The organism is Muribacter muris, assembly GCF_001038205.1.
Lineage (GTDB): Bacteria > Pseudomonadota > Gammaproteobacteria > Enterobacterales > Pasteurellaceae > Muribacter > Muribacter muris.
In genome coordinates, this window is the sequence record NZ_JWIZ01000012.1 from 14,856 (window position 1) to 38,082 (window position 23,227).

At 46.4% G+C, this 23,227-nt stretch carries 23 protein-coding genes; 6 read left to right on the top strand and 17 right to left on the bottom strand.

Annotated elements, in window-relative coordinates:
- Nucleotides 1-140: 140 nt before the first annotated feature.
- The 11 genes from tgt to RO21_RS13620 all read right to left on the bottom strand — a co-directional run bounded on the left by tgt (nucleotide 141) and on the right by RO21_RS13620 (nucleotide 13,237).
- On the bottom strand, nucleotides 141-1,289 hold the full coding sequence (gene tgt, locus RO21_RS02215) for a tRNA guanosine(34) transglycosylase Tgt (protein WP_047976172.1): 1,149 nt from the start codon (nucleotides 1,287-1,289) through the stop codon (nucleotides 141-143).
- Nucleotides 1,290-1,892: 603 nt separating this feature from the next.
- Nucleotides 1,893-6,347, bottom strand: a complete 4,455-nt coding sequence (gene mukB, locus RO21_RS02220; RefSeq protein WP_047976173.1) for a chromosome partition protein MukB — start codon at nucleotides 6,345-6,347, stop codon at nucleotides 1,893-1,895.
- Nucleotides 6,347-7,060: a chromosome partition protein MukE gene (gene mukE / locus RO21_RS02225; protein WP_047976174.1), complete on the bottom strand. Its 714-nt coding sequence runs from the start codon at nucleotides 7,058-7,060 to the stop codon at nucleotides 6,347-6,349. Before mukE ends, mukB begins: the two co-directional genes overlap by 1 nt.
- A gap of 51 nt (nucleotides 7,061-7,111) precedes the next feature.
- Nucleotides 7,112-8,053 (bottom strand): dicarboxylate transporter/tellurite-resistance protein TehA, encoded by a 942-nt coding sequence (tehA, locus tag RO21_RS02230; RefSeq protein WP_047976175.1) that lies wholly within the window; start codon nucleotides 8,051-8,053, stop codon nucleotides 7,112-7,114.
- Between the two features lie 47 nt (nucleotides 8,054-8,100).
- Complete coding sequence (gene mukF, locus RO21_RS02235) at nucleotides 8,101-9,432, bottom strand: chromosome partition protein MukF (RefSeq protein WP_047976176.1); 1,332 nt, start codon at nucleotides 9,430-9,432, stop codon at nucleotides 8,101-8,103.
- 160 nt (nucleotides 9,433-9,592) lie between these two features.
- Complete coding sequence (locus RO21_RS02240) at nucleotides 9,593-10,483, bottom strand: ATP-grasp domain-containing protein (protein WP_047976177.1); 891 nt, start codon at nucleotides 10,481-10,483, stop codon at nucleotides 9,593-9,595.
- A complete protein-coding gene (gene nfsA, locus RO21_RS02245; protein ID WP_047976178.1) occupies nucleotides 10,480-11,199 on the bottom strand; it encodes an oxygen-insensitive NADPH nitroreductase in 720 nt (239 codons plus the stop codon). Before nfsA ends, RO21_RS02240 begins: the two co-directional genes overlap by 4 nt.
- 62 nt (nucleotides 11,200-11,261) lie before the next feature.
- Nucleotides 11,262-12,041 (bottom strand): monofunctional biosynthetic peptidoglycan transglycosylase, encoded by a 780-nt coding sequence (mtgA, locus tag RO21_RS02250; RefSeq protein ID WP_047976179.1) that lies wholly within the window; start codon nucleotides 12,039-12,041, stop codon nucleotides 11,262-11,264.
- Nucleotides 12,028-12,336 (bottom strand): trp operon repressor, encoded by a 309-nt coding sequence (trpR, locus tag RO21_RS02255; RefSeq protein WP_047976180.1) that lies wholly within the window; start codon nucleotides 12,334-12,336, stop codon nucleotides 12,028-12,030. Before trpR ends, mtgA begins: the two co-directional genes overlap by 14 nt.
- A gap of 67 nt (nucleotides 12,337-12,403) precedes the next feature.
- Entirely contained in the window at nucleotides 12,404-13,042 is a 639-nt protein-coding gene (lolA, locus tag RO21_RS02260) for an outer membrane lipoprotein periplasmic chaperone LolA (protein ID WP_047976181.1), read from the bottom strand.
- Between the two features lie 63 nt (nucleotides 13,043-13,105).
- Complete coding sequence (locus RO21_RS13620; protein ID WP_277619726.1) at nucleotides 13,106-13,237, bottom strand: hypothetical protein; 132 nt, start codon at nucleotides 13,235-13,237, stop codon at nucleotides 13,106-13,108.
- 92 nt (nucleotides 13,238-13,329) lie between these two features.
- Between RO21_RS13620 and RO21_RS02265 the strand changes: the two genes are divergently transcribed.
- The 3 genes from RO21_RS02265 to can all read left to right on the top strand — a co-directional run bounded on the left by RO21_RS02265 (nucleotide 13,330) and on the right by can (nucleotide 15,075).
- Nucleotides 13,330-13,896: a YceB family lipoprotein gene (locus RO21_RS02265; protein ID WP_047976182.1), complete on the top strand. Its 567-nt coding sequence runs from the start codon at nucleotides 13,330-13,332 to the stop codon at nucleotides 13,894-13,896.
- Between the two features lie 112 nt (nucleotides 13,897-14,008).
- Entirely contained in the window at nucleotides 14,009-14,218 is a 210-nt protein-coding gene (gene cspD / locus RO21_RS02270; RefSeq protein WP_047976183.1) for a cold shock domain-containing protein CspD, read from the top strand.
- A 128-nt stretch (nucleotides 14,219-14,346) separates the two neighbouring features.
- Nucleotides 14,347-15,075, top strand: coding sequence for a carbonate dehydratase (gene can, locus RO21_RS02275; RefSeq protein ID WP_047976184.1), 729 nt, complete (start codon nucleotides 14,347-14,349; stop codon nucleotides 15,073-15,075).
- Here can and RO21_RS02280 read toward each other — a convergent pair.
- Nucleotides 15,072-15,299, bottom strand: a complete 228-nt coding sequence (locus RO21_RS02280; RefSeq protein WP_047976185.1) for an alternative ribosome-rescue factor A — start codon at nucleotides 15,297-15,299, stop codon at nucleotides 15,072-15,074. The genes can and RO21_RS02280 overlap by 4 nt on opposite strands.
- A 178-nt stretch (nucleotides 15,300-15,477) precedes the next feature.
- On the opposite strand from RO21_RS02280, the gene RO21_RS02285 reads away from it, so the two are divergent.
- From RO21_RS02285 to RO21_RS02295, 3 genes are read left to right on the top strand one after another with little or no spacing between them, the layout of a single operon-like run.
- On the top strand, nucleotides 15,478-16,233 hold the full coding sequence (locus RO21_RS02285) for a class I SAM-dependent methyltransferase (RefSeq protein ID WP_047976186.1): 756 nt from the start codon (nucleotides 15,478-15,480) through the stop codon (nucleotides 16,231-16,233).
- Nucleotides 16,234-16,277: 44 nt separating this feature from the next.
- Nucleotides 16,278-17,333, top strand: coding sequence for an AI-2E family transporter (locus RO21_RS02290; protein WP_047976187.1), 1,056 nt, complete (start codon nucleotides 16,278-16,280; stop codon nucleotides 17,331-17,333).
- A gap of 55 nt (nucleotides 17,334-17,388) precedes the next feature.
- Nucleotides 17,389-18,315: a gluconeogenesis factor YvcK family protein gene (locus RO21_RS02295; protein WP_047976188.1), complete on the top strand. Its 927-nt coding sequence runs from the start codon at nucleotides 17,389-17,391 to the stop codon at nucleotides 18,313-18,315.
- 77 nt (nucleotides 18,316-18,392) lie between these two features.
- On the opposite strand, the gene nanA is transcribed toward RO21_RS02295, so the two are convergent.
- From nanA to RO21_RS02320, 5 genes are all read right to left on the bottom strand, one after another.
- Nucleotides 18,393-19,274 carry an N-acetylneuraminate lyase gene (nanA, locus tag RO21_RS02300; protein WP_047976189.1) on the bottom strand — a complete coding sequence of 294 codons (882 nt, stop codon included), beginning with the start codon at nucleotides 19,272-19,274 and terminating at the stop codon, nucleotides 18,393-18,395.
- 78 nt (nucleotides 19,275-19,352) lie between these two features.
- Nucleotides 19,353-20,219 carry a MurR/RpiR family transcriptional regulator gene (locus RO21_RS02305; protein ID WP_047976190.1) on the bottom strand — a complete coding sequence of 289 codons (867 nt, stop codon included), beginning with the start codon at nucleotides 20,217-20,219 and terminating at the stop codon, nucleotides 19,353-19,355.
- Nucleotides 20,219-20,692 (bottom strand): N-acetylneuraminate anomerase, encoded by a 474-nt coding sequence (nanQ, locus tag RO21_RS02310; RefSeq protein ID WP_047976191.1) that lies wholly within the window; start codon nucleotides 20,690-20,692, stop codon nucleotides 20,219-20,221. Before nanQ ends, RO21_RS02305 begins: the two co-directional genes overlap by 1 nt.
- A 216-nt stretch (nucleotides 20,693-20,908) precedes the next feature.
- Nucleotides 20,909-22,414 carry an exopolyphosphatase gene (gene ppx / locus RO21_RS02315; RefSeq protein ID WP_047976192.1) on the bottom strand — a complete coding sequence of 502 codons (1,506 nt, stop codon included), beginning with the start codon at nucleotides 22,412-22,414 and terminating at the stop codon, nucleotides 20,909-20,911.
- A gap of 161 nt (nucleotides 22,415-22,575) precedes the next feature.
- Complete coding sequence (locus RO21_RS02320) at nucleotides 22,576-23,205, bottom strand: cation diffusion facilitator family transporter (protein WP_047976193.1); 630 nt, start codon at nucleotides 23,203-23,205, stop codon at nucleotides 22,576-22,578.
- Between the last annotated feature and the right edge of the window lie 22 nt (nucleotides 23,206-23,227).

Consider the following 23,227-nt stretch of genomic DNA (forward strand, 5'->3'; position numbering starts at 1 on the left):
CCGCTTGCACGCAAATTTATTCAAATAAAATCCTCCTGAAACGCACGACTAATAGATTAAGCCATCGTTACAGAGGGATAAGCACTTAGCACTTTTCAGTGATCGAACATCACTTACGTTGCAGGCTGCCTAATCGTCAATTAGTCAGACTGGGCTAATTGCAACGGCGGCACGTCCTTGCCGATGCGTTGATAAAATTCAACCACAAAATCGTCAAATCGGTCATCTTCAATCGCTTGGCGGATTTCCGCCATTAAACGTTGGTAGTAGCGTAAATTGTGAATAGTATTGAGCCGTACGCCTAAAATTTCATTACACTTATCCAAATGATACAAATAGGCTTTAGTGTAGTTTTTGCAGGTATAGCAATCACATTCTGCGTCTAACGGGGTGGTATCATTGCGGTATTTGGCGTTGCGGATTTTCACCACGCCGTTGGTAACGAATAAATGACCGTTTCGTGCATTGCGGGTCGGCATTACGCAATCAAACATATCAATGCCGCGGCGAACCCCTTCGACCAAATCTTCCGGTTTACCGACCCCCATCAAATAACGGGGCTTGTCCGCCGGAATTTGCGGGCAAACATACTCTAAAATGCGGTGCATATCCTCTTTCGGCTCACCGACCGCCAAGCCGCCAACTGCATAGCCGTCGAAGCCGATCTTTACTAATCCCTCAACGGAAATTTTACGCAGTTCTTCATAAACGCCCCCTTGGATAATCCCAAATAACGCGTTTGGGTTTTCCAATTCATCAAAACGATCACGGCTGCGTTTTGCCCAACGCAACGACATCTCCATTGATTGTTTGGCATAATCAAAAGTGGCAGGATAAGGCGTACACTCATCAAAAATCATCACAATATCCGAGCCGAGATCGTATTGGATCTCCATTGATTTTTCAGGGGAAAGGAAAATTTTCTCACCGCTAATCGGGTTTTGGAAATGCACACCCTCCTCTTTAATTTTACGCAATTTACCGAGACTGAATACTTGGAAACCGCCGGAATCGGTTAAAATCGGTCCGTGCCACTGCATAAAATCGTGTAAATCGCCGTGCTGACGCATCACTTCCTGCCCCGGACGCAACCATAAATGGAACGTATTACCCAGAATAATTTGCGCCCCCGTAGCCTGCACTTCTTCAGGAGTCATTCCTTTGACCGTACCATAAGTACCAACCGGCATAAACGCCGGCGTTTCCACGTGAAATTCACCTTTCGGGCGACTAAAAGTCAAACGCCCACGGCGTGCATTACCGCTGGTTTTTTTTAATTCGTATTTCATAAAGCCTCAAATGAACACTCTGAGAAATTCCCCTTATATTTCAATAACATATTAATAAATAAAGGTGATTTATTGATAAATATAGATAAATAAAAATTTCAACTACAGTTTTTACAGCCTATGGTTGGGCATAGGGTATCGCAATATTGATGTTTGTATGCCTCAAAATATCTTTCAGCACTAAAATATTGCCACCATTTACCATAGTGGTGGATTGCAAACCTATGCGTAAAATTGTCCACGAAACCAACCAATCCCCGCCAATTTAATTAACTTTCGGGTCGATAGACAAATATTTTTAATCACACCTAAATCTGATAAATACTGCTCACAATCCACTAAGAAGTACCTAATATAGTTATTGAGTAGAAAATATAGCTCTCTTTAATCTTAAATTCCCAAAACTCTTTCAACAACTTTGTCTATTTTCACTTTTTAGTCAAATCAAAACATTAATCATTGAAGTAAAAATACGCAAATTCATATTTTCCATATTAAGGGAAAACTGCCACTACAGTTGTTTTAAAAGAAAAAATTTTAAACATTTTCATTGACACTAAACAGTGGGATACGGCAAGGTATCCCTCTATAATCACGCTAGGCTTACCCAAACCCTTTTAAACCAACTACGTGGACGTATTCTTGGTTGTTGGTGATTTTTCGTACCAGTTTGTAGGTTGTGCCACGTTCCGGACTGATGTTTTCCGGCGCAGCAATAAGTAATTGCATATCCAGCCGTTCGCACAATTCAAATAAGGTATTGATTGAGAGTGCGTCTAAGCGTGCAGCTTCATCTAGGAATAACAAACGGCACGGTAGAATATCTTTGGCACGCAAGCGGCGGGATTCTTCTTCCCAACTTTGCACCACCATCAGTAAAATCGACATTCCCGTTCCGATCGCTTCACCGGTGGATAACGCACTACTTTCCGCTTTCAACCAGCCGTCTGCGCCGCGGAAGGTTTCCACTTCCAAATCCAAATAATTGCGGTAATCCAACAGTTCCTCACCAATGGTCTGCGGTGTACGTTGTCCCATTTCGATATGCGGATTGACCCGTTTATAGAGCATTGCCAACGCTTCGGAGAAGCTGAGTTTTTGGTTCTCAAATAAATCGCTGTGCTGGCTTTTATCTTGGGAAAGCGCATTGAGCAAAATGGCGTGGGTATCACGGATATTCACCACCAAACGCACCCCTTTCACCTGTCCGAAGGCAATATTTTGCAGCCCTTGGTTGAGCTGTAAAATGCGGTTTTGTTCGCGCTGAATTGTTTTACGCAGAATGTTCGCCACGCTTTCGGCGCTGATCGCTAATTTTTTCTCACGGCTGGTTAATTCATTGGTGAGGCGGGAAAGCTCGATTTCCATTTGCTCAATCGCATCAATCGGATCATCGGTTTTGATAATATCTTGGCGGATACGCTCACGCAAATGTTGATAAACCGAAATGAAGAACGCCACTTTATTTTCCGGTTTACGGCTGTCTTCGGACGCTCGCAGGCTATCCCGCAGATATTCGTTATTCTCCACCGCCGTGCGTAATGCGCCTAAGGCTTTATCGGAAATCGAACGTAATTCTTCGGCACTTTGGTAAGCAAATTCACCACAATAGAGCCGTTTTTCCACATCGCTGTTGCGGGATAATTTCAGCACCAAGCACCAACTGATCTTCGCTTGTACCACCATTTCCCGTTGAGTGTGGTAATCCTGCTCGGCTTTGCGGAGGGCTTTGGTGAGCGTTTTCATTTCCGCTTCAATCACGGCGATCTCTTTTTCCAAATACGATTTACGCATTCGGTGTTGGCTGAGACGTTGTTGCAGCTCATCTTTGCGCTCTCTTGCCCGCTGCTCTGCACCGGCATCATTTTGAATGCCGAACTCGTTCATCTCTTTAATCAGCTCTTGCAACATCTGATTTTTCGCCTCATAAGCACTGCGTAACGAGGTCAGTACCTGATGATATTGGCTAAATTGTACCTGTTGCTGACGCAGTTGATCCCGTGCCCGCTCCCGCTCACGTTGGGCAGTTTCAAGACGCTGACGAAGCTGTTCGTTTAAATTTGATCCCGCAGCGTCAAGGGTATCTTGATAGCTGAAGTGAGCCTTGCGGTTGATCACATCGGCAAGTGCAAATACTTTTTGTTGTAACAATTTTTGTTGTTCAACCGACCGCTTGTAGTCGGCTTGCAACCGGTCAAATTGGGTCGGATCACTCTGTAACGCCGCCGCAATCGGTTCTAACTGCATCAATATCTGCCCAAATTGGCGGATAAATTGTTCATCTTCCTGTGCAATCAATAATTGCTCACGGCATTCCGCTACCCGATCCGCTAAACTCTCGTCCGCCAATAGATTGAGCTGCGGCAGCAGTTTATGCAACAACTGCAACTGGGATTTCACCGTGTCAAGCTGATGACGTAACTGCTGCTCGTGCCCTGTTGCTTGGTTTAGCTCACGTTCAATATCGGTGCGTTGTTGGCTAATCTGCTGCATCGCGGCTTCAGGATCAGCCTGGAAAGCCAACGCAAGATGCGTGCCGACAAACTGGCTTAAATGTTGGTGCAAGCGTTGGCATTTCTGGACATCAAAAGCGCGCTCGGCGTGTTGCTCGGCGGTGTGATCGCGCTCGATTTTCAGTTTGTCTAACTGTTTCTCACGGGAGGCCCGTCCAAATAGCGGCACATCGGGGAATTTGGAGTAACGCCATTGACGCTGCGACACTTTAACCACCACGCCATCGCCCAACTCTTCCGCATTGAACACGTTATCATCGAAGCCATTCGGATCACCTTCAATCAAATAGAGATCATCAGGGCAATCGTCCAAATCTGCTAATTGTGCTTTTGCCGTCTCTAAATCCCGCACCACAATGGCGTGGCGGGCTTCGCCGTACAATGCCGAGAAATAAGGCGCATCTTCGAGGGAAACATCATCATATAGCTCGGATAGCAGCACGCCGCCAAATTTTTCCGCCAACTGATTTAAACGGGCATCTTCAGCCCCGTCCGGCTGACTAAGGCGGACAATTTGCTGCTCAAGCTGCTCTTCAAGACGGGCAAGCTCATCACGCTCAAGGGTCGCTTGCCGCTCTTTGTTGAGCATTTGTTGCATAAACTGCATCACACTTTGGCTACTGCTAAAGGTTTCGCCGCACTGCTCTTGCAAGCGGGCTAACGCCGATTGTGCCGTATGCCACGCCGGTGCAGTTTGGGCAAGCTGTTGATATTGTTGATTTAATTGTTCCCTCTGCTGACGCTGTGCCGAACGATGTTCGACACTGTCTGCCAATTCGGCTTCCAAATCGTCTAAACGGGCTTGTTGCTGCTCGTAGTAATCTTCAATCTCCGCAGCCGTTTCGAGATCCGTTTGCGATTTTTGGTTAAACTCGGCAAACAGACGCTCGGCATTTTGTTGTTGATGCAAACGCTGTTCCAGCTCGGTTAATTTTTGGCGTAATGTAACCGCTTGTTGTGCCTGTAATTTTTGGTTCGGGTAGGCGGCAAGTAGTGCTTTCGCTTCCTGCCACGCTTGCAAGCGGTCGGTTTCGCCGACAATTTTGCAAACCAGCTCATAGGCTTTGTCGAACTGGCTTTTTGCCATATCCGACACGGACAACCGCTGTTCCAGTGCTAATACCTGATCGGTCATTTCATCGGCTTGAGCGGCAAATTCAGCGTGATAATCGGCAATATTAGGCAGATCCAACTGCGGCAAGCCGCAAAGCTGCTTGGCTTTCTCCAAAGCTGCGATTGCCTGTTTATATTGCAACGCACGGGTTTGCTGCGCGTCCAGTGCTTGCTGGTAATCCGCCAGTTCAGCCCGTAACGATTCCACCAAATCTTCACGATCATCGGCGTGGGCTTGGGCGTGTTCCACCAAGTCCTCCATTTCTTCCACTGCCATTTGCTGCTCTTCTAATTTTTCCGCCAGCGTCTCCACTTCTTCTTGATAGCGTGCCATTTTTTCGTGGTGGCGAGCCGCCCCCATCACCAAGTTCAGATGATGATTGGCATTATTGAAATCCTCTTCCAACTGGCTTTCACTCTGGCTCAAATCGTGCAATTCACGGCTAAACTCAACCAAGCGTTGCTGTTCAAGGGTTATATGCGATTTGGCGTTGTACCATTCTTGGCGTTTTTGTAATGCCGTTTGCACATTGCCCCGCCGTTCGTTGGCGTGGCGCATATAGTCGGCGGAGACATAATTGGTCGATTCGGTAATCAACTGCTTAAACATATCCCGATCCGCTTGAGTAACTTTAATCGCCTCAAGGGTCATTCGGTTTTCACGCAGGGCGGATTCCATATCCTGAAACGCTTGACGCACACCGGTATTTTCCGGTAATAAATAATCCCGCAACGATTTAGTGATGACGCTCGAAATCCCGCCGTAGAGCGAGGCTTCAATCAATTTGTAGAACTTACTGCGATCCGCTGCCGAACGCAGTCGCTTTGGAATCACGCCGAGATCAAACAAAAAGCTATGGTAATCGGTAATGGAATTGTATTGTTTGAACTGAACCGGCGAGCCGTCAAATTTCGCTTTCAAATCGGCTAACGCCAACACCCGTGCGCTGTTCTCGCCGACCTGCTCGGTAAGAATGCCGATAATTGTTTGATCTTGCGGAATATTTTGCAGTGAGAACGGGCGAATATCGACTTTTTTATCCCGTCCGGCAATCTGTTGTAGCCGTACCCCCGAAATAATCCGCTCTTGGCGGGAATTTTCGCTCTCCAGCACCGCATAACACACGCCTGCTTTGAGCTTACCGTACAAGCCTTTATCACGGGAGCTGGAAGTCGAACCCGCCTCGGTGGTATTGCGGAAATTCAGCAGGGTCAGATCGGGAATCAGTGCGGTTACAAAGCCTGCCATTGTGGTGGATTTCCCCGCCCCGTTACCGCCGGACAGGGTTGTTACCAACTGGTCTAAATCAAAGGTGCGGGCAAAAAAGCCGTTCCAGTTAATCAACGTCAGTGAGCGGAACTTACCCCGTGCCGCCGTTTCCCTTGCAAGCGGTGCGATTGGCTGATTAGTTTGCAATAGCGTCTTTTCCATTAGTCTTCCTCACCCTGTTCTTCACTGTCATCGTCTAAATTTGCACTGTTTTCATTCAATCCGACCGCTTGTTGCACCACTGAGGTGGCTTCCCCTTCACGAATTAAGCGTAATTGCGCCTCTCGTGGATCATCACCGCTGCGAACGTCTGCGCCGAAGCGGAATACCGCCTCGGAAATCACAAATTTTTTACTGTTTTGATCGCCGACACGGCTGATCATTCCGATCCGCTGTAAACGGCGTAATGCCCCGCTGACTTTCTCCGCTAATTTGGCTTTGTCTAAATCCGAGCCGGTCGAGCGGGGATTTACCGCTTTCAACAATTTTTGTTCGTCCGCCAAGCTCAATAATTCATCATACACTTCGTCATAGCTGAAAATGCCTTGCTGCGCCAAACGTTCGGGGCTGAGATACAAATAACATAACACCTTGCCGACCAACATTTCCATTTCGCTTAATGCACTACGGGCAATCAAGGTGCTGGCTTTCGGGCGAAGGTAGAAAAACCCTTCCGGCGCACGAATCAATTCAACGTGATAACGGCGGTAAAACAGTTCCAATTCCGCTTGGAAATCCATTAAAAAAGCGTGTTCGTCTAAGGCTTCCAAACCGATATGCCTGCCTGAACGGAGCTGGCTGTCTAATTGCGGAAAAATCGGATTGGCAATCGCCGCCGCTAATTTCTGCGGCATTAGTGCTTGAGTGTCTGTCATTGTATGTTCTCTATTCATTCTCATTGGCGTTGTCGCACGCCGTTTGATCGGCTATTTCAGCCAAAATTGTCCCTTGAACAGTTTGTAAAGTGTATTGAAAACCAAAAGTAAAATCATTAGGTTAGCGAAAATAAACGCCCCGATAGCCAAGCCGCCGAGCTGGGTGCCGGCATAAAATGCCACCGCACTGTTTGCCATTGACGCTAAACCGAATGAAAACGCCCATAGCCCAAGCGGGAAGCCGTTTTTCACGATCCACGGCAACATTCTGGCTAAAAAGAGTAATTGCAAAAAGCCGTAGCCCCATAAAAATTTGGCGAAAATATCTACCTGCCCGCCATTAACGCTCAAATAGGCAGACACACCGACAAAAGCCGGTGCTAGAATAATGCCGAGGGTCGCTTTCGCCGGATCAGCAATCGGTGCAACCCGCAAACGTTGTAATAAAATCGGCTCAAACATTATCCACGCAATCATTCCCGCCCCTAAAAACAGATAGGCAAGATCGTTATAGCCCAGCAGCGCTAACGAGCTGGCACTGGTAAAATTACTTGCCACAGACGGCAAATAAAACGGCGGTTGCACAGACTCTTCTTTGAAAGTATCCCCCCGCCACAGCGAACCGATACGCAGGCAAGCATAGGCAAGCTGGCTAACCACCCCCAGCCAAACCAGCGTTTCACCTAGTCGGTTTATCTGCCAGTGATAGAGCAAATCGCCGACCAGCATTGTAGTAATCGGGATCAAGGCTAAAAAGGAAAAACGCACGGGGCATTGCCATTCCTCTTTCACCTGTTCAAAATAGGCGAACACTTTATAGCTAAATAAGCCGATAAACAGCAGCCATACCGCCACTGCTGCTACGCCGATAATATCGCCAACCGTCTCACCGCCTTGCCAAAAATGCCCTGCGTGAAACCACGCCAGCGCTACCGCCGATAGACCGAGGGGAATGGCAAAATAGTTTGTCGGCATTGGGAAAGTTTTCTTCATTGACTGCTCCTAATGATTGTCTATTTTTGAGAGTATCCGACCGCTTGTTAGCTGTTATATTGGTCAATCAGATTGGCTTGTACTTCCGCCCCTTGTTGATTGATTGGTTGCCACTGCGGATAAACGGCTTGACTGTCTTGGCTTGCCATACCGAGTTTTACCGCCTGATCCACAATAATCCGTGCCACATCAAAATGGCGGTAAAGCGGGTATTTTTCCAACTGCTCACGCAAAATTGCGCCTAAATCGATCGGCTTGCCTTGCTCACGGAACGGGGCAAGGTGGGCTTGCATTATCGCCACAATTTGCTCTTGCACTTGCGACATCGATTCATACTCTAACGCATTCGGCAATTCGCCGACCGCATCGGCTTCGTTAAACTGCAATTCATCATCACGCAGATCGACCAACGGCTCGGCTTTTGCCGTGTAAAGTTGCCACGGTTGCTCGAAATAGTCTTGGATAGATTGGCGTAGCCGTTGCCCGAATACCCGATTTTTGTCCATATCAATCGCCGTCCGAATAAATTTATGCACGTGGCGATCGTAGCCGATCCAAAGATCGATCGACTGCTGCCCCCAACTGATAATCCGATCGAGCTTATTCTGTAAATTCACCACCAACAGATCGATAAAATCTAGCTCCGCCCGCCCGATTAAACAACGCTGAATACGCAATAGCTGGGCTTGTAATTTATCGCCAGCTGCGTTTAGGGTATCTTGCAACTCACGCAAATTGCCGGAGGTTTCATCGAGTAATTGTTGGCAGGTGGAAATCGCCTCGTGCCAATTCTGGCTCAATAACGCTGCGATCCGCTCACGGATATGTTGTTGATTTTCGTCCATAATCCGCTGCGACAAATCAATGCTGTCAAAAATTTCCGCCACAGAATATTTCAGCGGTGCAAACACTTGGCTACGCCAAAAACGCTCATCGCCGTCTTCTTCGGCGGAGGCGGAGGCACGCTGAATTTCATCGGCAACAATCGACAGTTGAATGGATAAACGCAGGCTGGAAAATTCCCGCTGACGCAGATAATAATCGGATACCCCAACCCCAAGCGGTGTTAAGCGGTAAATTGCCAATCCCTCGGTAAATTCGCTGCTAAAGCGGTTAAGAAAGCGCTGTTTGACCAGATCGTTAATCGCATTATTGGCACGCAGACTGAGGGTATTATCCGATTGCTGAAAGGTGTGAGAGATATGACGAAAAAGATCCTGCAAATCGCTTTCTAACAATTCGCCGTCCATTCGCTCATTGTTCATCACCGCAATCGCCAATAAAAACGCCAAGCGTTCGGTGGAAAGGGAGAGGGAAAATTCCCGATCCTTCGTCCAAGAAATCAATTCGGGAAGGGTTTGTGCCCATTCTGTTTGCATAGAAACCGATTATTTATCCGTTAAAAAATAGCGACCATTGTACCCTATGCGCACCAAAATGGGAAAGGCAAGCGGTTGGATTGGCTGATTTTTTTACGAATCCCCACGGATAGCCCAAGGTAATTTGAAACATACCCAACAATAGCGGGAAAAATACGGTTTAGCGGATTGTTGCAATCAGATGATCGATCATCAAACCGGCGATATCGACTTGGCTGACCCGCTCAATCATTTCCAACCCCGGACTGGCGTTCACTTCCAACACCTGCAAGCCCTGCTCGGCACGGATCAGGTCCACGCCCGCAACCGCAAGCCCTATTGCGTGTGCAGCTGCCACCGCCATCTGCTGCTCCGCTGCCGATAGTGTGATTGCCTGTGCCGAGCCGCCCTGATGAATATTTGCGCGAAACTCGCCGTCCGCACTTTGCCGTGCCATTGCCGCCACAACCCGATCGCCGATCACAAAAGCACGAATATCCTGCCCGTTCGCTTCTTGAATAAAACGTTGTTGCAATGTGCCAATCTTCGCTGTTCTCAGCGTCTCCAGCAGACTTTTGGCACTGCTTGCCTGCTCTGCCAGCATTACCCCTGAGCCTTGCGAGCCGGACAAGGTTTTGATCACCAACGGTAACGGGAGATGGTGCAAGCTCTCCGCTGTATTATACTCTTCGCCGTAGATGAGGCTGTCCGGCACGGTAATGCCCTGTGCCGCCAGTGCCTGCAAGCTCTGCCATTTATCTCGTGCCAACCGAAAAGCCGCACTGTGATTAAGCACCGCCAAGCCCTGACGTTCAAAGTGAGCCAACACATTGCAGCCCATTTCGGTGCTAGTTGTGCCGAAGCGGGGCAACACTCCAAGATAATCCGCTAATTTTTGGGCATAACCCACCGCGTGATCTTGGTAATAGGCGTGAAACTTGCCCTGTTCTAATTTCAGCAAAAAACGGTTGGGATCGAGTATATCCAACCGATAGCCCCGTTGTTGTGCCGCCTGTTGTAAGCGTTGGCAACTGTAAAGACGAGGCTCACGGCAAAGCATCAGCAGTGTCATCGCTTCAGCAAACCGTGTTTTTGGAAGAACGGTAAAATTTGTGGACGCACCGGCTCATTCAAGGTTTTTTTGAGGGTATCCTGCCAGCTAAATTCAATGCCCGAACGCTTTTGGTAGTAAGCGGTCAGTTGTTGGTCGTAATCTGCAAAGGCTTGTGCGTCCCATTCGGGATAGCGGTTTTCATAGCACATCAGCGACTGTGGCAAACGAGGTTTGAGCGGCGGATCTTGGTCGGGGTAGCCCAAGCATAATCCGACCAACGGCACACAATATTCGGGCAAGCCGACTAATTCCGCCACCTGTTCGATTTGATTTCGTAATGCGCCTATATAAACCCCGCCTAAGCCAAGGGATTCCGCCGCAATCAGCACATTTTGCGCCATAATGCCGGTATCAACCGCACCGATCAGGCTGACTTCCGTCCAATCTAATTGGGATTCTGGATTGAGCCGTTTGTGTTTTTGAAAATCAATGCAAAAAAGTAAAAACTCCGCACATTCTGCCACATAACGCATACCGGAGGCATCACGGATACCTTCCCGCAGGGCTTTATCAGTGATGCGGATAATCGACACACATTGTAGATGATTGGAAGTTGAGGCTTGTCTGCCCGCATCAATTAACGCGGAAAAAATCTCGTCCGAAATCGGCTGTGAGGTAAATTTACGGATCGAACGGTGGGATAAAATAGTATCTAACGCCGGTTTGCTGTGCATTTGGGCTTCCTTCTCTTGAAAAAATGCCCTCATCTTACGCTTTCCGCCCGATAGGCTCAAGCCTATAATTTTTCTAAATAGTGCTGACCGCCTAAATTTTGGATTTGATGGATAATCCATTGTTGCCGTTTACGCATCATCAGCCCCGGTTTATTGACTTTATAGATCATCGGATTAGGTAACGATGCAGCTAATAAGGCAGATTCGGACAGGGTCAAATGCCGTGCGGATTTGTTAAAATAATGGCGGGCGGCGGCTTCCACCCCAAAAATGCCGTCGCCAAATTCGGCGATATTGAGATAGACCTCCAACACCCGCTGTTTATCCCACACGCTTTCAATTAAAAAGGTGAGCGGCACTTCTGCCCCTTTACGCACCCAACTTGCGCCGTGCCATAAATAAAGGTTTTTTACCGTCTGTTGTGAAATGGTTGATGCGCCAATGGCTTTTTTCTGGCTCTGCTTGGCGTTACGTTTGATCGCCCACTGTATCGCACTAAAATCAATGCCGAAATGACTGTCAAATTTCTGATCTTCGCCGGCAATCACTGCCATTTGCATTTGCCACGCAATGCGGTCAAGGCTGACCCATTTATACTGAATGCGATAATCGTCTTGCTGAATCAGATGTTCGATTTTCTTTTGTACCATATACGCCGAAAACGGCACGGGGACAACGGAAAAAATGAGGGTTAAACTGAGATAAAATCCCGCTATCGCCAAGCCGAGCCTGCTCACGCCGAACCAAAGCCACCCTTTTAGCGAGCGAAATTTAGTCGGGATAAAAAAGCTCATCAGCTTTTTGCAAAGGGAGCGGCTTTGTTTTTTTCTACGCTTTGCCATTGAGTTTATCGTTTACCCAGTTGAGCATCGCCGGATCAGTGGTTTTAAGCATATTCGAGCCGCGGGTGATGGTGGCGGCACTGGTGTTGAGTTGTTGCTGAATTTCACGCTGAGGGGCTTGGTTTTCCAATAATGCCCGCACAATTTGCACCCGTAGCCCAAGGGCGTTGCGTTCGTCTGCGGTGAGCAGCATTGCCAGCAACTCTTCCAGTTTATTTTCCTGCACCGCTTGAGTTAAGAGTGCGACAAACTGCTGCCACTCTTGCGGATCGCGTTGATGATAGGGAGATTTCATAAAGTCAGCCTCAACACAAGCGGTCGGTTTTCGCAAAAAATCGGCAAAAATCGACCGCTTGCAAGGATTATTTTTTCGCCTTTTTATTGCGTTGATCGTCCAACTCTGCGCCCTTCGGCACGCTGAATTTGAACAAGTCAGCGGCAACGTTTGCCGTGCTGATGTTTCTCAATACATAGAGATTGCTTTGTCCGTCCCGCTCAATCGTACTAAAGCCTTTGAGTAAACCGTTCGCATCAATGCGTACGTCAAATTGTTTGATTGCACTCTTTTTCGACTTCGGTTTAAGCACAAAATTATCCATATTTTGCGTTACATCATATTGATCCCAATGGTTTTTGTCATTGCTGGTCAATAGCACGAACGGGGTGTTACTCACTGCATCTTTCACCCAGTTAGCCGTTACCTGTGAAACGAAAGGATCGTAAAACCACAGGGTTTGTCCGTCAGACACAATCAAGTTCTCTTGCGGGCTTTTCGTGTCCATTCGGAACAAATTCGGGCGTTTAACGTAAAATTTCCCTTTGCCTTTTTGGATTTCTTTGCCTTTGCTGGAACGGACGGTTTGGTCAAAATCCGCGCTGTATTGGGTTGCCTGCTCTAAACGTTTTTGCAATTCCGCCACGGAGGCACTGTCTGCCAAGCTGAACGCCGAAAGCGAGAAAAGCGCTAATCCCACTAATGATGTTTTCATCATTTTTTTCATTTACAATCCTTTTTATGTTGATTAAGGTAGCCGTTGGACACTTCTCACGGAAAAGGTTCAATATTAAAAACGGATACCCGTGCCTAATCCTAGTCCGATCCCCACACCGTTTGAACCGCCACCGGCACTCACGCCGCCGTTTAAGCTGCAACCGGCTAACCATAAAATAGTTGCACAAAACAAGATTTTTTTCATTTTATTCCGCCTAACCGAAAACTATTCTAAAATATCGGGTCTAAAAGAAATCCTATTTTACCTGATTTAACCTTACAGAAAAGTCATTGTTTATGAAAATTTTCCGTCTATGTTTACTGATATGCGCCTTTTTCCCTCTTTTGAGCCAAGCCGCACCCTTTACGATCAGCGAAGAGCAGATTAATGACTACTTAGCCACCAAATTACACGAAAAAGTGCCGTTGCAGAATCGTGTCGGCATTCCGGCACTGTTTCAACTCGACTACAAACTGCATAACCTTGCCACGAAAATCGGGCAAACTGACGAAAAACGCGTGGAAATAACCGGCGTGGTGGAGGGGATCTTGCAAGCAAAGGGAAAATCCTACAATGCCGAAATCCAGTTAACAATGGATACTATTCCCTATTATGATGCGGAAAAAGGTGCACTCTTTCTCAAAGAGGTACGTTTAATCCGTTGGCAAGCCCGTCCGGAAAAATATCAGAAGGAATTACAACTGTTTTTGCCGTTATTAAGCGATGGGGTGAGCAGGTTGCTGAATCAGCACCCAGTCTATGTTTTGGACGACACCAAAACAACAGAGGCAATGGTGAAACGATTTGGCAAAGCCATTGTGGTCGAAAAAGGGCAGTTACGCCTTGAAACTGCGATTTTTTAATCAAAGTTGTAAAAAATTTTGTGATCAATGTCGAATTTTTAACGTTTCCCTGTTGAGCGTTTTACATTTTTTAATATATTTACAGTGAATGATTTAACTGTGGAGAAACATTATGGAAATCGGCATCGTAAAATGGTTTAACAACGCCAAAGGATTCGGGTTTATCACCTCGGAGGCTTATGAGGGAGATATTTTCGCCCATTTTTCTGTGATTGAAGGGGAAGGCTACCGTTCATTAAAAATGGGGCAAAAAGTCCAATTTGAATTAAGTAATAGCGACAAAGGCGCATCGGCAACCAAAATTATCCCGATAATTGAATAGTTGCGGACATTATACCCTTGTTTACCTAAACGGCTGGTCGGAACACCCGCCGTTTTTTATTGCTGCCGATTGCCCAACCCTCGCCGCCCTGTGTTAGAATGCCGCAGTTTTTTACGAAGGAATCCCTAATGAACAAAATCGAACGTCTCTTTGCCAATAATCACGCTTGGGCAGTCAAAATGAAAGACGAGCAGTCTGATTTTTTTAAACAACTGGCAGAACACCAAAAACCTAACTATCTTTGGATCGGTTGCTCCGACAGCCGTGTACCTGCCGAAAAGCTGACCGGCTTAGAGCCGGGCGAGCTGTTTGTCCATCGTAACGTTGCCAATTTAGTCATTCATACGGATTTAAACTGCTTATCGGTTGTGCAATATGCCGTTGATGTGCTGGATATTGAACATATCATCATTTGCGGGCATACCAACTGTGGCGGCATTAAAGCGGCAATCGGAATGGAAGATCACGGGCTGATCAGCAACTGGTTATTGCACATTCGGGATCTCTGGTTTAAGCATAGCCACTTACTCGGCAAACTCTCCGCCGAACAACGTGCGGATATGCTAGGGCGGCTAAATGTGGCGGAGCAGGTCTATAACCTTGGGCGATCAACTATCGTCAAATCGGCGTGGAAACGGGGCAAAAATCTCTCCATTCACGGCTGGGTGTATGATGTCAATGACGGTTTTCTGTTCGATCAAGGGGTAATTGCCACCAGCCGAGAAACCCTTGAAATTACCTACCGCAAAGCGATTGCCAAATTGATGGCGCAAGCAGACGAAATGGCGCTCAATAATCAAGAGGCAACTGCGGACAATCCGGAACAGGACATTATTGCCAGTGTGAAGGGGCTTTAGCCACAAAAAAGCCCATTTAAAAATAGCGTCATACTTTTAAATGGGCTTTCACCTCTTTCATAACCTTTACGATGTTTAGCTTTTCGTTGATAGCTTCCTTTGCCTTTTCGATTTCGCTCTACCCGCTGTCTGAATAACTTATCGGTTACCAGTGCTTTGATCGCACTCTGTTGAATATCGCCCCGCTGATGCGCATAGGCATTTGATTTTGCTGATTTTTCCATTAAAAGTTCCTTTATCTAAATACACGCCTTTTCCACTCTGAAAGGCAGGCGGAATTTTGCCAAAAATCTTGTTGATTGTATATATCAACAGATAAAAAAACGGTATAATCTTTGTCAATTTTCCCAAACTGGGCAACACGCGGTCAGTTTTTATTGATTTTTTGCAAATGAGGTTTATATGAATAAAGAAGAAGTTGGACATCATTTCTTAGCCCGTTTGGGCAAAACCCGTTTACGTCCGGGCGGCAAGCTGGCAACGGATTGGCTCATTGCAAACGGCGATTTCCGAAAAAATAAAAAAGTATTGGAGGTTGCCTGCAATATGGGGACAACCGCAATTGAAATCGCCAAACAATTCGGCTGCCAAGTCATTGGCATTGATTTGGACGAAGACGCACTCGCCAAAGCCCGTCAGCAAATTAAAGAAAATGAGTTGGAACATTTAGTGCAAGTACAACGGGGCAATGCGACCCGCCTGCCTTTTGACGATCATAGTTTTGATATTGTCATCAACGAAGCAATGCTGACAATGCTCCCCCGTGAAGCAAAAGAAAAGGCGATCAAAGAATATCTGCGTGTGCTAAAACCGAACGGTTTTCTGCTCACCCACGATGTGATGTTGAATACGGAAGATGCCGAAGATCTCCTTGCTCAACTGAGAGAGGCGATCAATATCAGCGTAACACCGATGACAAAAAACGGCTGGAAAACCCTATTCGCCGAGTGCGGTTTCCGCAATGTCGATACCTTTAGCGGCGAGATGAGCTTGCTCTCACCAAAGGGGTTAATCTATGATGAGGGCGTATTAGGCGCAATGAAAATTGTCGGCAACGCACTCAAGCCGGAAAATCGGGATACATTCAAAAAGATGTTCCAAACCTTCAATGATAACGAAAAAAAATTAGGCTTTATCGCAGTATGTAGTCAAAAATAATACGCTGTCGGCTAAAGCGCTCAACACAACAACAGGAAGGCACAATGTTTGAGATGTTCCAAAATTGGTATAAACAAAAATTTAATGACCCGCAAATTGTGGCGTTATTGGCGATTTTATTCATCGGTTTTGGGATCATCTATTTCTTCAGCCACCTGCTAATGCCGCTACTGATTGCGATTGTGTTTGCTTATTTGTTAGAGTGGCCGATTCGCTTTTTAACCATTACCCTCAAATTTCCCCGCCTATTAAGCCTGATAATCGTGTTGGGCGGCTTTATCTCTGTTTCCACCTTTCTGTTTGTGGTACTACTGCCGAGTTTGTGGAATCAAGCGGTAACATTTATTAAAGATTTACCGTCAATGTTCAACCTGCTCAATGCGTGGCTGCAAGCCTTGCCGGAACACTACCCCGAACTGATTGACTACGCAATGCTGGATTCTTTGATGGACTCGCTAAGAAGTAAAATTCTCTCCTTTGGCGACTCTCTGCTGGCATTTTCGGTTAATTCTCTTGTCAGCCTTGTCGGACTCGGCATTTATGCATTTCTCGTACCGCTAATGGTGTTTTTCCTGCTCAAAGATAAATCGCTATTTATCCAATCGGCAATCCGATTTATGCCGAAAAATCGCCGCCTTGCCATACGGATTTGGGGGGAAATGCAACAACAAATCGCCAACTATATCCGTGGCAAATTCTTAGAAATCTTAATTGTCGGTGTAGCGACCTATATCATCTTCTTATTCTTCGGGCTACGCTACCCGCTGTTATTATCTGTGGCAGTGGGATTATCCGTACTCGTCCCTTATATCGGCGCAGTTTTAGTTACCATTCCGGTCGCTTTGGTGGCACTGTTTCAATTCGGATTATCGCCGGATTTCTACTATTTACTCTTGGCATTTGTCATCAGCCAACTATTAGACGGCAATTTAGTCGTGCCGTTTTTATTCTCCGAAGCGGTGAACTTACACCCGCTCACCATCATTGTTGCCGTACTGATTTTCGGCGGCTTATGGGGATTTTGGGGCGTCTTTTTCGCAATCCCACTGGCAACGTTGGTTAAAGCGGTTATCAATGTGCTGCCAAATACGGCAGATTAAGAACTAAATCGGCTCAAACTTGTCTTATCCTTAAATTTTTTAGGTCTTAATACTTATGTTGCTTCAACAATCCCCTCGCCACCCCAATCTCCACGCCCTAAATAAAGTAGTGGCACTCGGTGGCGGACACGGCTTAGGCCGTTTACTCTCTTCCCTCGCCTTTTTAAAAGAGCGTCTAACCGGCATCGTTGCCACAACTGATAACGGCGGTTCAACAGGCAGAATCCGCTATCAACACGGCGGCATTGCGTGGGGGGATTTACGCAACTGCCTGACACAAATTATCGTCAAACCGACCGTAGCTTCCGCCCTGTTTGAATACCGTTTCGGCGGCAATGGTGAACTGTCAGGTCATAATTTAGGCAATCTGATTTTAAAGGCACTGGAAGATATGCGTATTCGTCCGCTAGAGGCAATCAATCTAGTACGGGATTTACTCAAAGTGCGTGTCGGGTTAATGCCAATGTCGGAAAGCCCCGTTCACCTCAGTGGTCGCTTATCCTGTGGCGAAACCGTACTCGGCGAAGTCTCAATTGATGCCTTAACAGAAGTCCCACAAGAAATCGCTCTCACCCCAGAGGTCAGTGCAACCCCGGAAGTCATTGATGAACTCAAACAGGCGGAGCTTATCATTCTCGGTCCCGGCAGTTTTTTCACCAGTATTATGCCCTGTTTACTCGTCAAGGAAATCGCACAGACAATCCGACATAGCCAAGCTAAAGTGATTTTTATTGACAATATCGGTAAAGAACACGGTATGGCAGGCTCACTCTCCTTACCTGATCGCATTGAATGGCTCGAAAAATCCCTCGGCTTCCAGCGATTAAACGGTGTCATCACCACCCCGATTGAAACCACAACACTCCCCGACCATATCATAACACTCCGTCGGGCATTACAAGATGATATCATCCACTACCGCCACGATCGCTATAAATTAAGTAAAGCGGTGGATAAGATAATTACCCAAATCTCTATTTAATATGCATTTTTGTAAAAACCACCGAAACACGCCATTTGTAAGGTGATTTCGGTGGGTAATGGGGAGTTAATCAATAATTACGAAAGATATTTCGCTTTTAAGGTTTTGACAACGGCTTTTTGTTCGTCAGAGAGTGATTTAGTCATTGGTTCGCGGCAATAGCCTGCTTCGACACCTTCACATTCGAGTAATCCTTTGATGGTTTGATACAAGCCGTTTGCTAAAATGCCTTCAATTAAATCATTAGTAACATTCTGAATTTCAAAGGCTTCTTTAATTTTGCCTTGTTGGGCTAACTCGAAAATTTGTCTTGCCCGCAAACCGTTCACATTGAATGTGCTACCGATTGCACCGTCAATGCCCAATACCGCCGCCGGTAGCATCATTTCGTCAAAACCGGCGTAAATTAAGTGGTTTGGGAAAGCTTTGCGTAAACGTTCTAAGAGATAGAAATCGCCTGCCGTAAATTTCACCCCGATAATTTTCGGATTTTCAAACAATTCGGCAAATTGGCTCACCCCGATATTCACGCCGGTTAAGAACGGGATAGAATACACAATCATTGGGCTGCCGGTTTCACGGATAATTGTTTCGTAGAAGTTTTTGATTTCAGGGAAGCTGAACTTATAGTAGAACGGAGTAACCGCCGATAAGCTGTCGTAGCCTAATGCCGTTGCGTATTTACCTAACTCTACCGCTTCTTTTAAATTCACGCTGCCGACTTGTGCGATCAACGCCACTTGGTCTTTCGCTTCATCTTTCGCAATGCGGAAGATCTCTTTTTTCTCTTCGGTTGAAAGCATAAAGTTTTCTCCCGTTGAGCCTCCAACATATAAGCCGTCCACTTTCATCTTGTCGATATTGTGGCGGATAATTTGGCGTAAACCTTTTTCGTTGATCGTGCCGTCTTCATTAAATGAAACGAGCAACGCACTGAAAATACCTTTGAGATTTTTCATTTTGTTTTCCTTGAGTTGATGAATGAAGGCAAGCGGTCGGTTTTACAAAAAAATCTGTCAATCCGACCGCTTACTTGGTTATTTAATTCGCTGTTCCAAAATGACATTGAGCGTTTTTTGCTTTTGCCGTATTGCTTTGTCCGGATCAGCTTTGACCAACAAAGTATAGATGAGATCCAAAACAAACAGTTGCGCCATTTTCGTCCCGATAGAGTCGCCCTGCATATTGCCTTGACGGTTGCCGTTAATCAGCACATAGTGAGCCACTTCGGTAATTGGCGAGCGTAAATTATGGGTAATCGCCACTGTTGTTGCTTTATTATCACGGGCAATGCGCAAGGCTTTGGTTGTTTCTTCAGAATGACCGGAATGGCTGATGCCGATGACTACATCGCCTTTTTTTAGCAATGCCGCCTGCATATACATAAAATGGTTATTGGTTACCGCATCGGTTTGTAGCCCAATTCGCATTAATTTGTGTTTGGCATCTTCGGCTGTCAGCCCCGATGAACCGACCCCAAAGAGAAAAATGCGATTGGCTTTACGCAGCTCTTCGACTACTTTTTCCAATACCGGATAATCGAGTAAATTCACCGTTTCGGCAATAACATTTGCTAATGTGGTTTGTAATTTCGCCGCAATCTCTTTCGGGGAATCCGTTTCCGCCACATCGGTATCCAGTAGTGTGCCACTTTCTTTGTCTTGGGTTGCCAGCTCAATCGCCAGATCCAATTTAAAATCGGTATAGCCTTTAAAACCGAGCGTGCGGCAAAAGCGGATAAAGGTTGCCTCGCCCACATCAAGTTGATGCGCTACTTCGGATAACGAGCATTGGCTCAACAAGCCCGGTTGAGATAAAATCGCACTGGCGATTTTCTTTTCCGTTTTAGTCAGACTATTTTGTAGTGCGCCTATGGTGTCTAAAATTTTTCCGTGTGCCGGCATTATGCCCCCCCTAGTAATTCAATCGGCACTTTGACGACCAATTTCTTAATTGTTTGATGGGTAACAACCGTATTACCCGGTTTATGCGGCTCAAAGGGTAAAAAAATCGCAAACATATTCGGTTTTAAAATCACTTCATTTTTATTTTCGATCGCCGACGTTAATTGGTAGTCATCTTCTTCACGATAGTCGTCATACAATGACAAATTCGGCTGACTCACCCCATACTCAATCATCTCTTCACCTTCGATCAACAACTGAATATCAATAAATTTACGGTGCATTTCCGCTTGCTTGCCTTCCGCTGCTGAAGTTTCAAAGGTCATCACATTCATTCGGATACCTGCTTCCAAATCCTGCCAACCTAACGGTAAATTAGGCAGATCGAGCGTTTTCAGTCGAGCGCATAATCTGGCAAAAACAGGGGGAAGTGAGTTTGCGTAGTCCGCACGAGATAAATCACCTAGTAACATAACATCTCCAAAAATAAAGGGGTGAGTTTATTGAGCAAATCGCTCCGTAACAAACAGAATAAAAGAAGATATACTCCGTAGAGTATCGGGTTATGGGAAGAATAACAAGGGGCAAAATAAAAAAATGCGAGGTAGATCAAATTTTTAACGGGGAAACACTCGGCTCACATTAGCCGCCGAGTGTTTTGCAAATCAATGCCACCATCTGACCGCTTGTCAGCTCACATTCAGCGTCAGACCAAGCGGCTGCAGATATTGCGCTTCTTCATCCAAATCCGCCAAAACCAGCGGATTTTGACTTAAAAAATCCGGCTCAAATTGTAGTTGCCACACTTTATCCTCAATAGAGAGTGATAGCTGGTTCGCCGCAACGGTTGCTTGGCGGGAACGGTTGAGCAACACCGCTAACCGAAAGAGGCGTAGTAGTGTCAGGATATCACGGTGATGAAAACGGCTTGTGCCCCTTAAATCGCTGCGTTTAAAATTCTTAAGGTGAAAACGCATTAAATTTGCCAACAAATTTTGCTGCTCGGTATCAAAGCCCGGCAGATCACGGTTTACAATGATGTAGGCGGAATGGCGATGCACACCGTTATGATTGATACTGATGCCGACTTCGTGCAACAAACTTGCCCATTTTAGCATTGAACGCAACTCGTTGATCTGCGTCTTATTCTTCCACGTTTTTACTTGTGCAAATAATTTTAACGCCGTTTCTCGCACACGGTTTGCCTGTTGCTGATCGATATTAAACTGCTTGGCAAGCGCTTCCGCCGTGCGTTGTCGAATATCGCCGACCTGAAAACGTTGCTCCAGCCCGTACATTACCCCTTCACGCAATGCCCCGTCAGAATAGCGCATTGATTGAATTTGGAAGGTGCGAAACAGGGCTAAGAGAATGGCAATGCCCGGTACTAATACATCAGCCCTCTCTTCCAGTAGCCCCTTTAATTGAATTGCCTTGAGTGAGCGAAAGGTTAAACAACGTTCAACAAGATCCTGCAAGCGAGCCTCGGTAATCAGCCCATCACGATAACCGTTTTCCATCAGCACTTTGCTCACAGTTTTAATCGTACCGGACGACCCCAACACGTGTTGCCAGCCTAACTCCCGATATTCCCAACCAAGATCCTCGATTTTTTCCATTGCAGATTGATAAGCCGCATCAAAATGTGCTTCGGTTAATTGCCCGTTGGGGAAAAAACGTTTCGCGAAACTAACGCAGCCCATATGGCGACTTTCCGCCCGTAGCGGCGTAAATTCATCGCCGATACTCATTTCTGTTGAACCGCCGCCGATGTCGATCACCAGTTTACGCCCTCGCTCCGGCTGGGTATGGCTTACGCCGGAATAAATCAGGCGCGCTTCTTCTTGACCGGTGATAATTTCGATCGGATACGGAAACACTTTCGCCGCCTGCGCCAAAAACGCTTGATTATTCACCGCTCGCCGTAAGGTGTAAGTGCCGACCACTTTGACATTATCTGCGGAAAAACCTTGTAGCCGTTTAGCAAATAGTCCCAAACACGCCACACCCCGATCGATCGCCGCTTGGCTTAACACGTGGTTGTCGTCCAGCCCTTCTGCCAAACGGACACGCCGTTTAATACGGGATAAAATTTGAATAGACCCGTTTACAATACGGGCAACAATCATATGAAAACTGTTCGAGCCGAGATCAATCGCCGCAAACTCACGGGGAGGCTGAATACCTAGAGGCATAGATCAAATGTCCTTCGCAAAAGTGAAAATCATAAATGTAGTGAGTTTATCATTTTTTGCCCAAAAAAGAATGATTACTTCAAGAAATTTACGCAATTCACCGCCGATATATACCGATAATCTATGCAATGATTAGGGGGTAAGACAACGAGCCTGCACATTCAGCGTTTTAGAGCAACGATGGCGGCTTGAGTGATCTGCCAGCCGCTGCGTAAAATAATAAGGCTGAGTAATAAGCTGGCAAGCGGGTCGATCCACTGCCAATCAAACAAATACGCCCCTAATCCCGATAAAATCGCCACTATCGAACCGAACAAATCTGCTAACACGTGTAAATAGGCGGCACGAATATTCAGGTTATTATGATCCGCATTCAACATTAAACGTGCCACCACAATATTGACAATCAGCCCAATGGCTGCAACCACCATCATTGGAAGCGGTAACATTTTGATCGGATTTTGCAAACGCGCTATCGCTTCCCAAATAATATAGCCTGCAATCAGTAATAACGATACCCCATTGACGACCGCCAAAATCTGCGATACCTTCGGACGCTGAACGGAAACCCACAGCGCGAGCAATGCCAGCCCCAGCGACAAGGCATCATTTGCCATATGACCGGCATCTGCCATTAAAGCAAGGCTATTAAACCAATATCCGCCGACAAATTCCACCAACATAAAACCGGCAATAATGCTAAAGCTGATCAGCAACATACGCTTATCTTGCGGAATATGGTGGTGATCGTGGTGATGATTATGCGCTGCGTGGGAATGAGAGTGGGACATAAAAACTCCTTAATTAACTTCA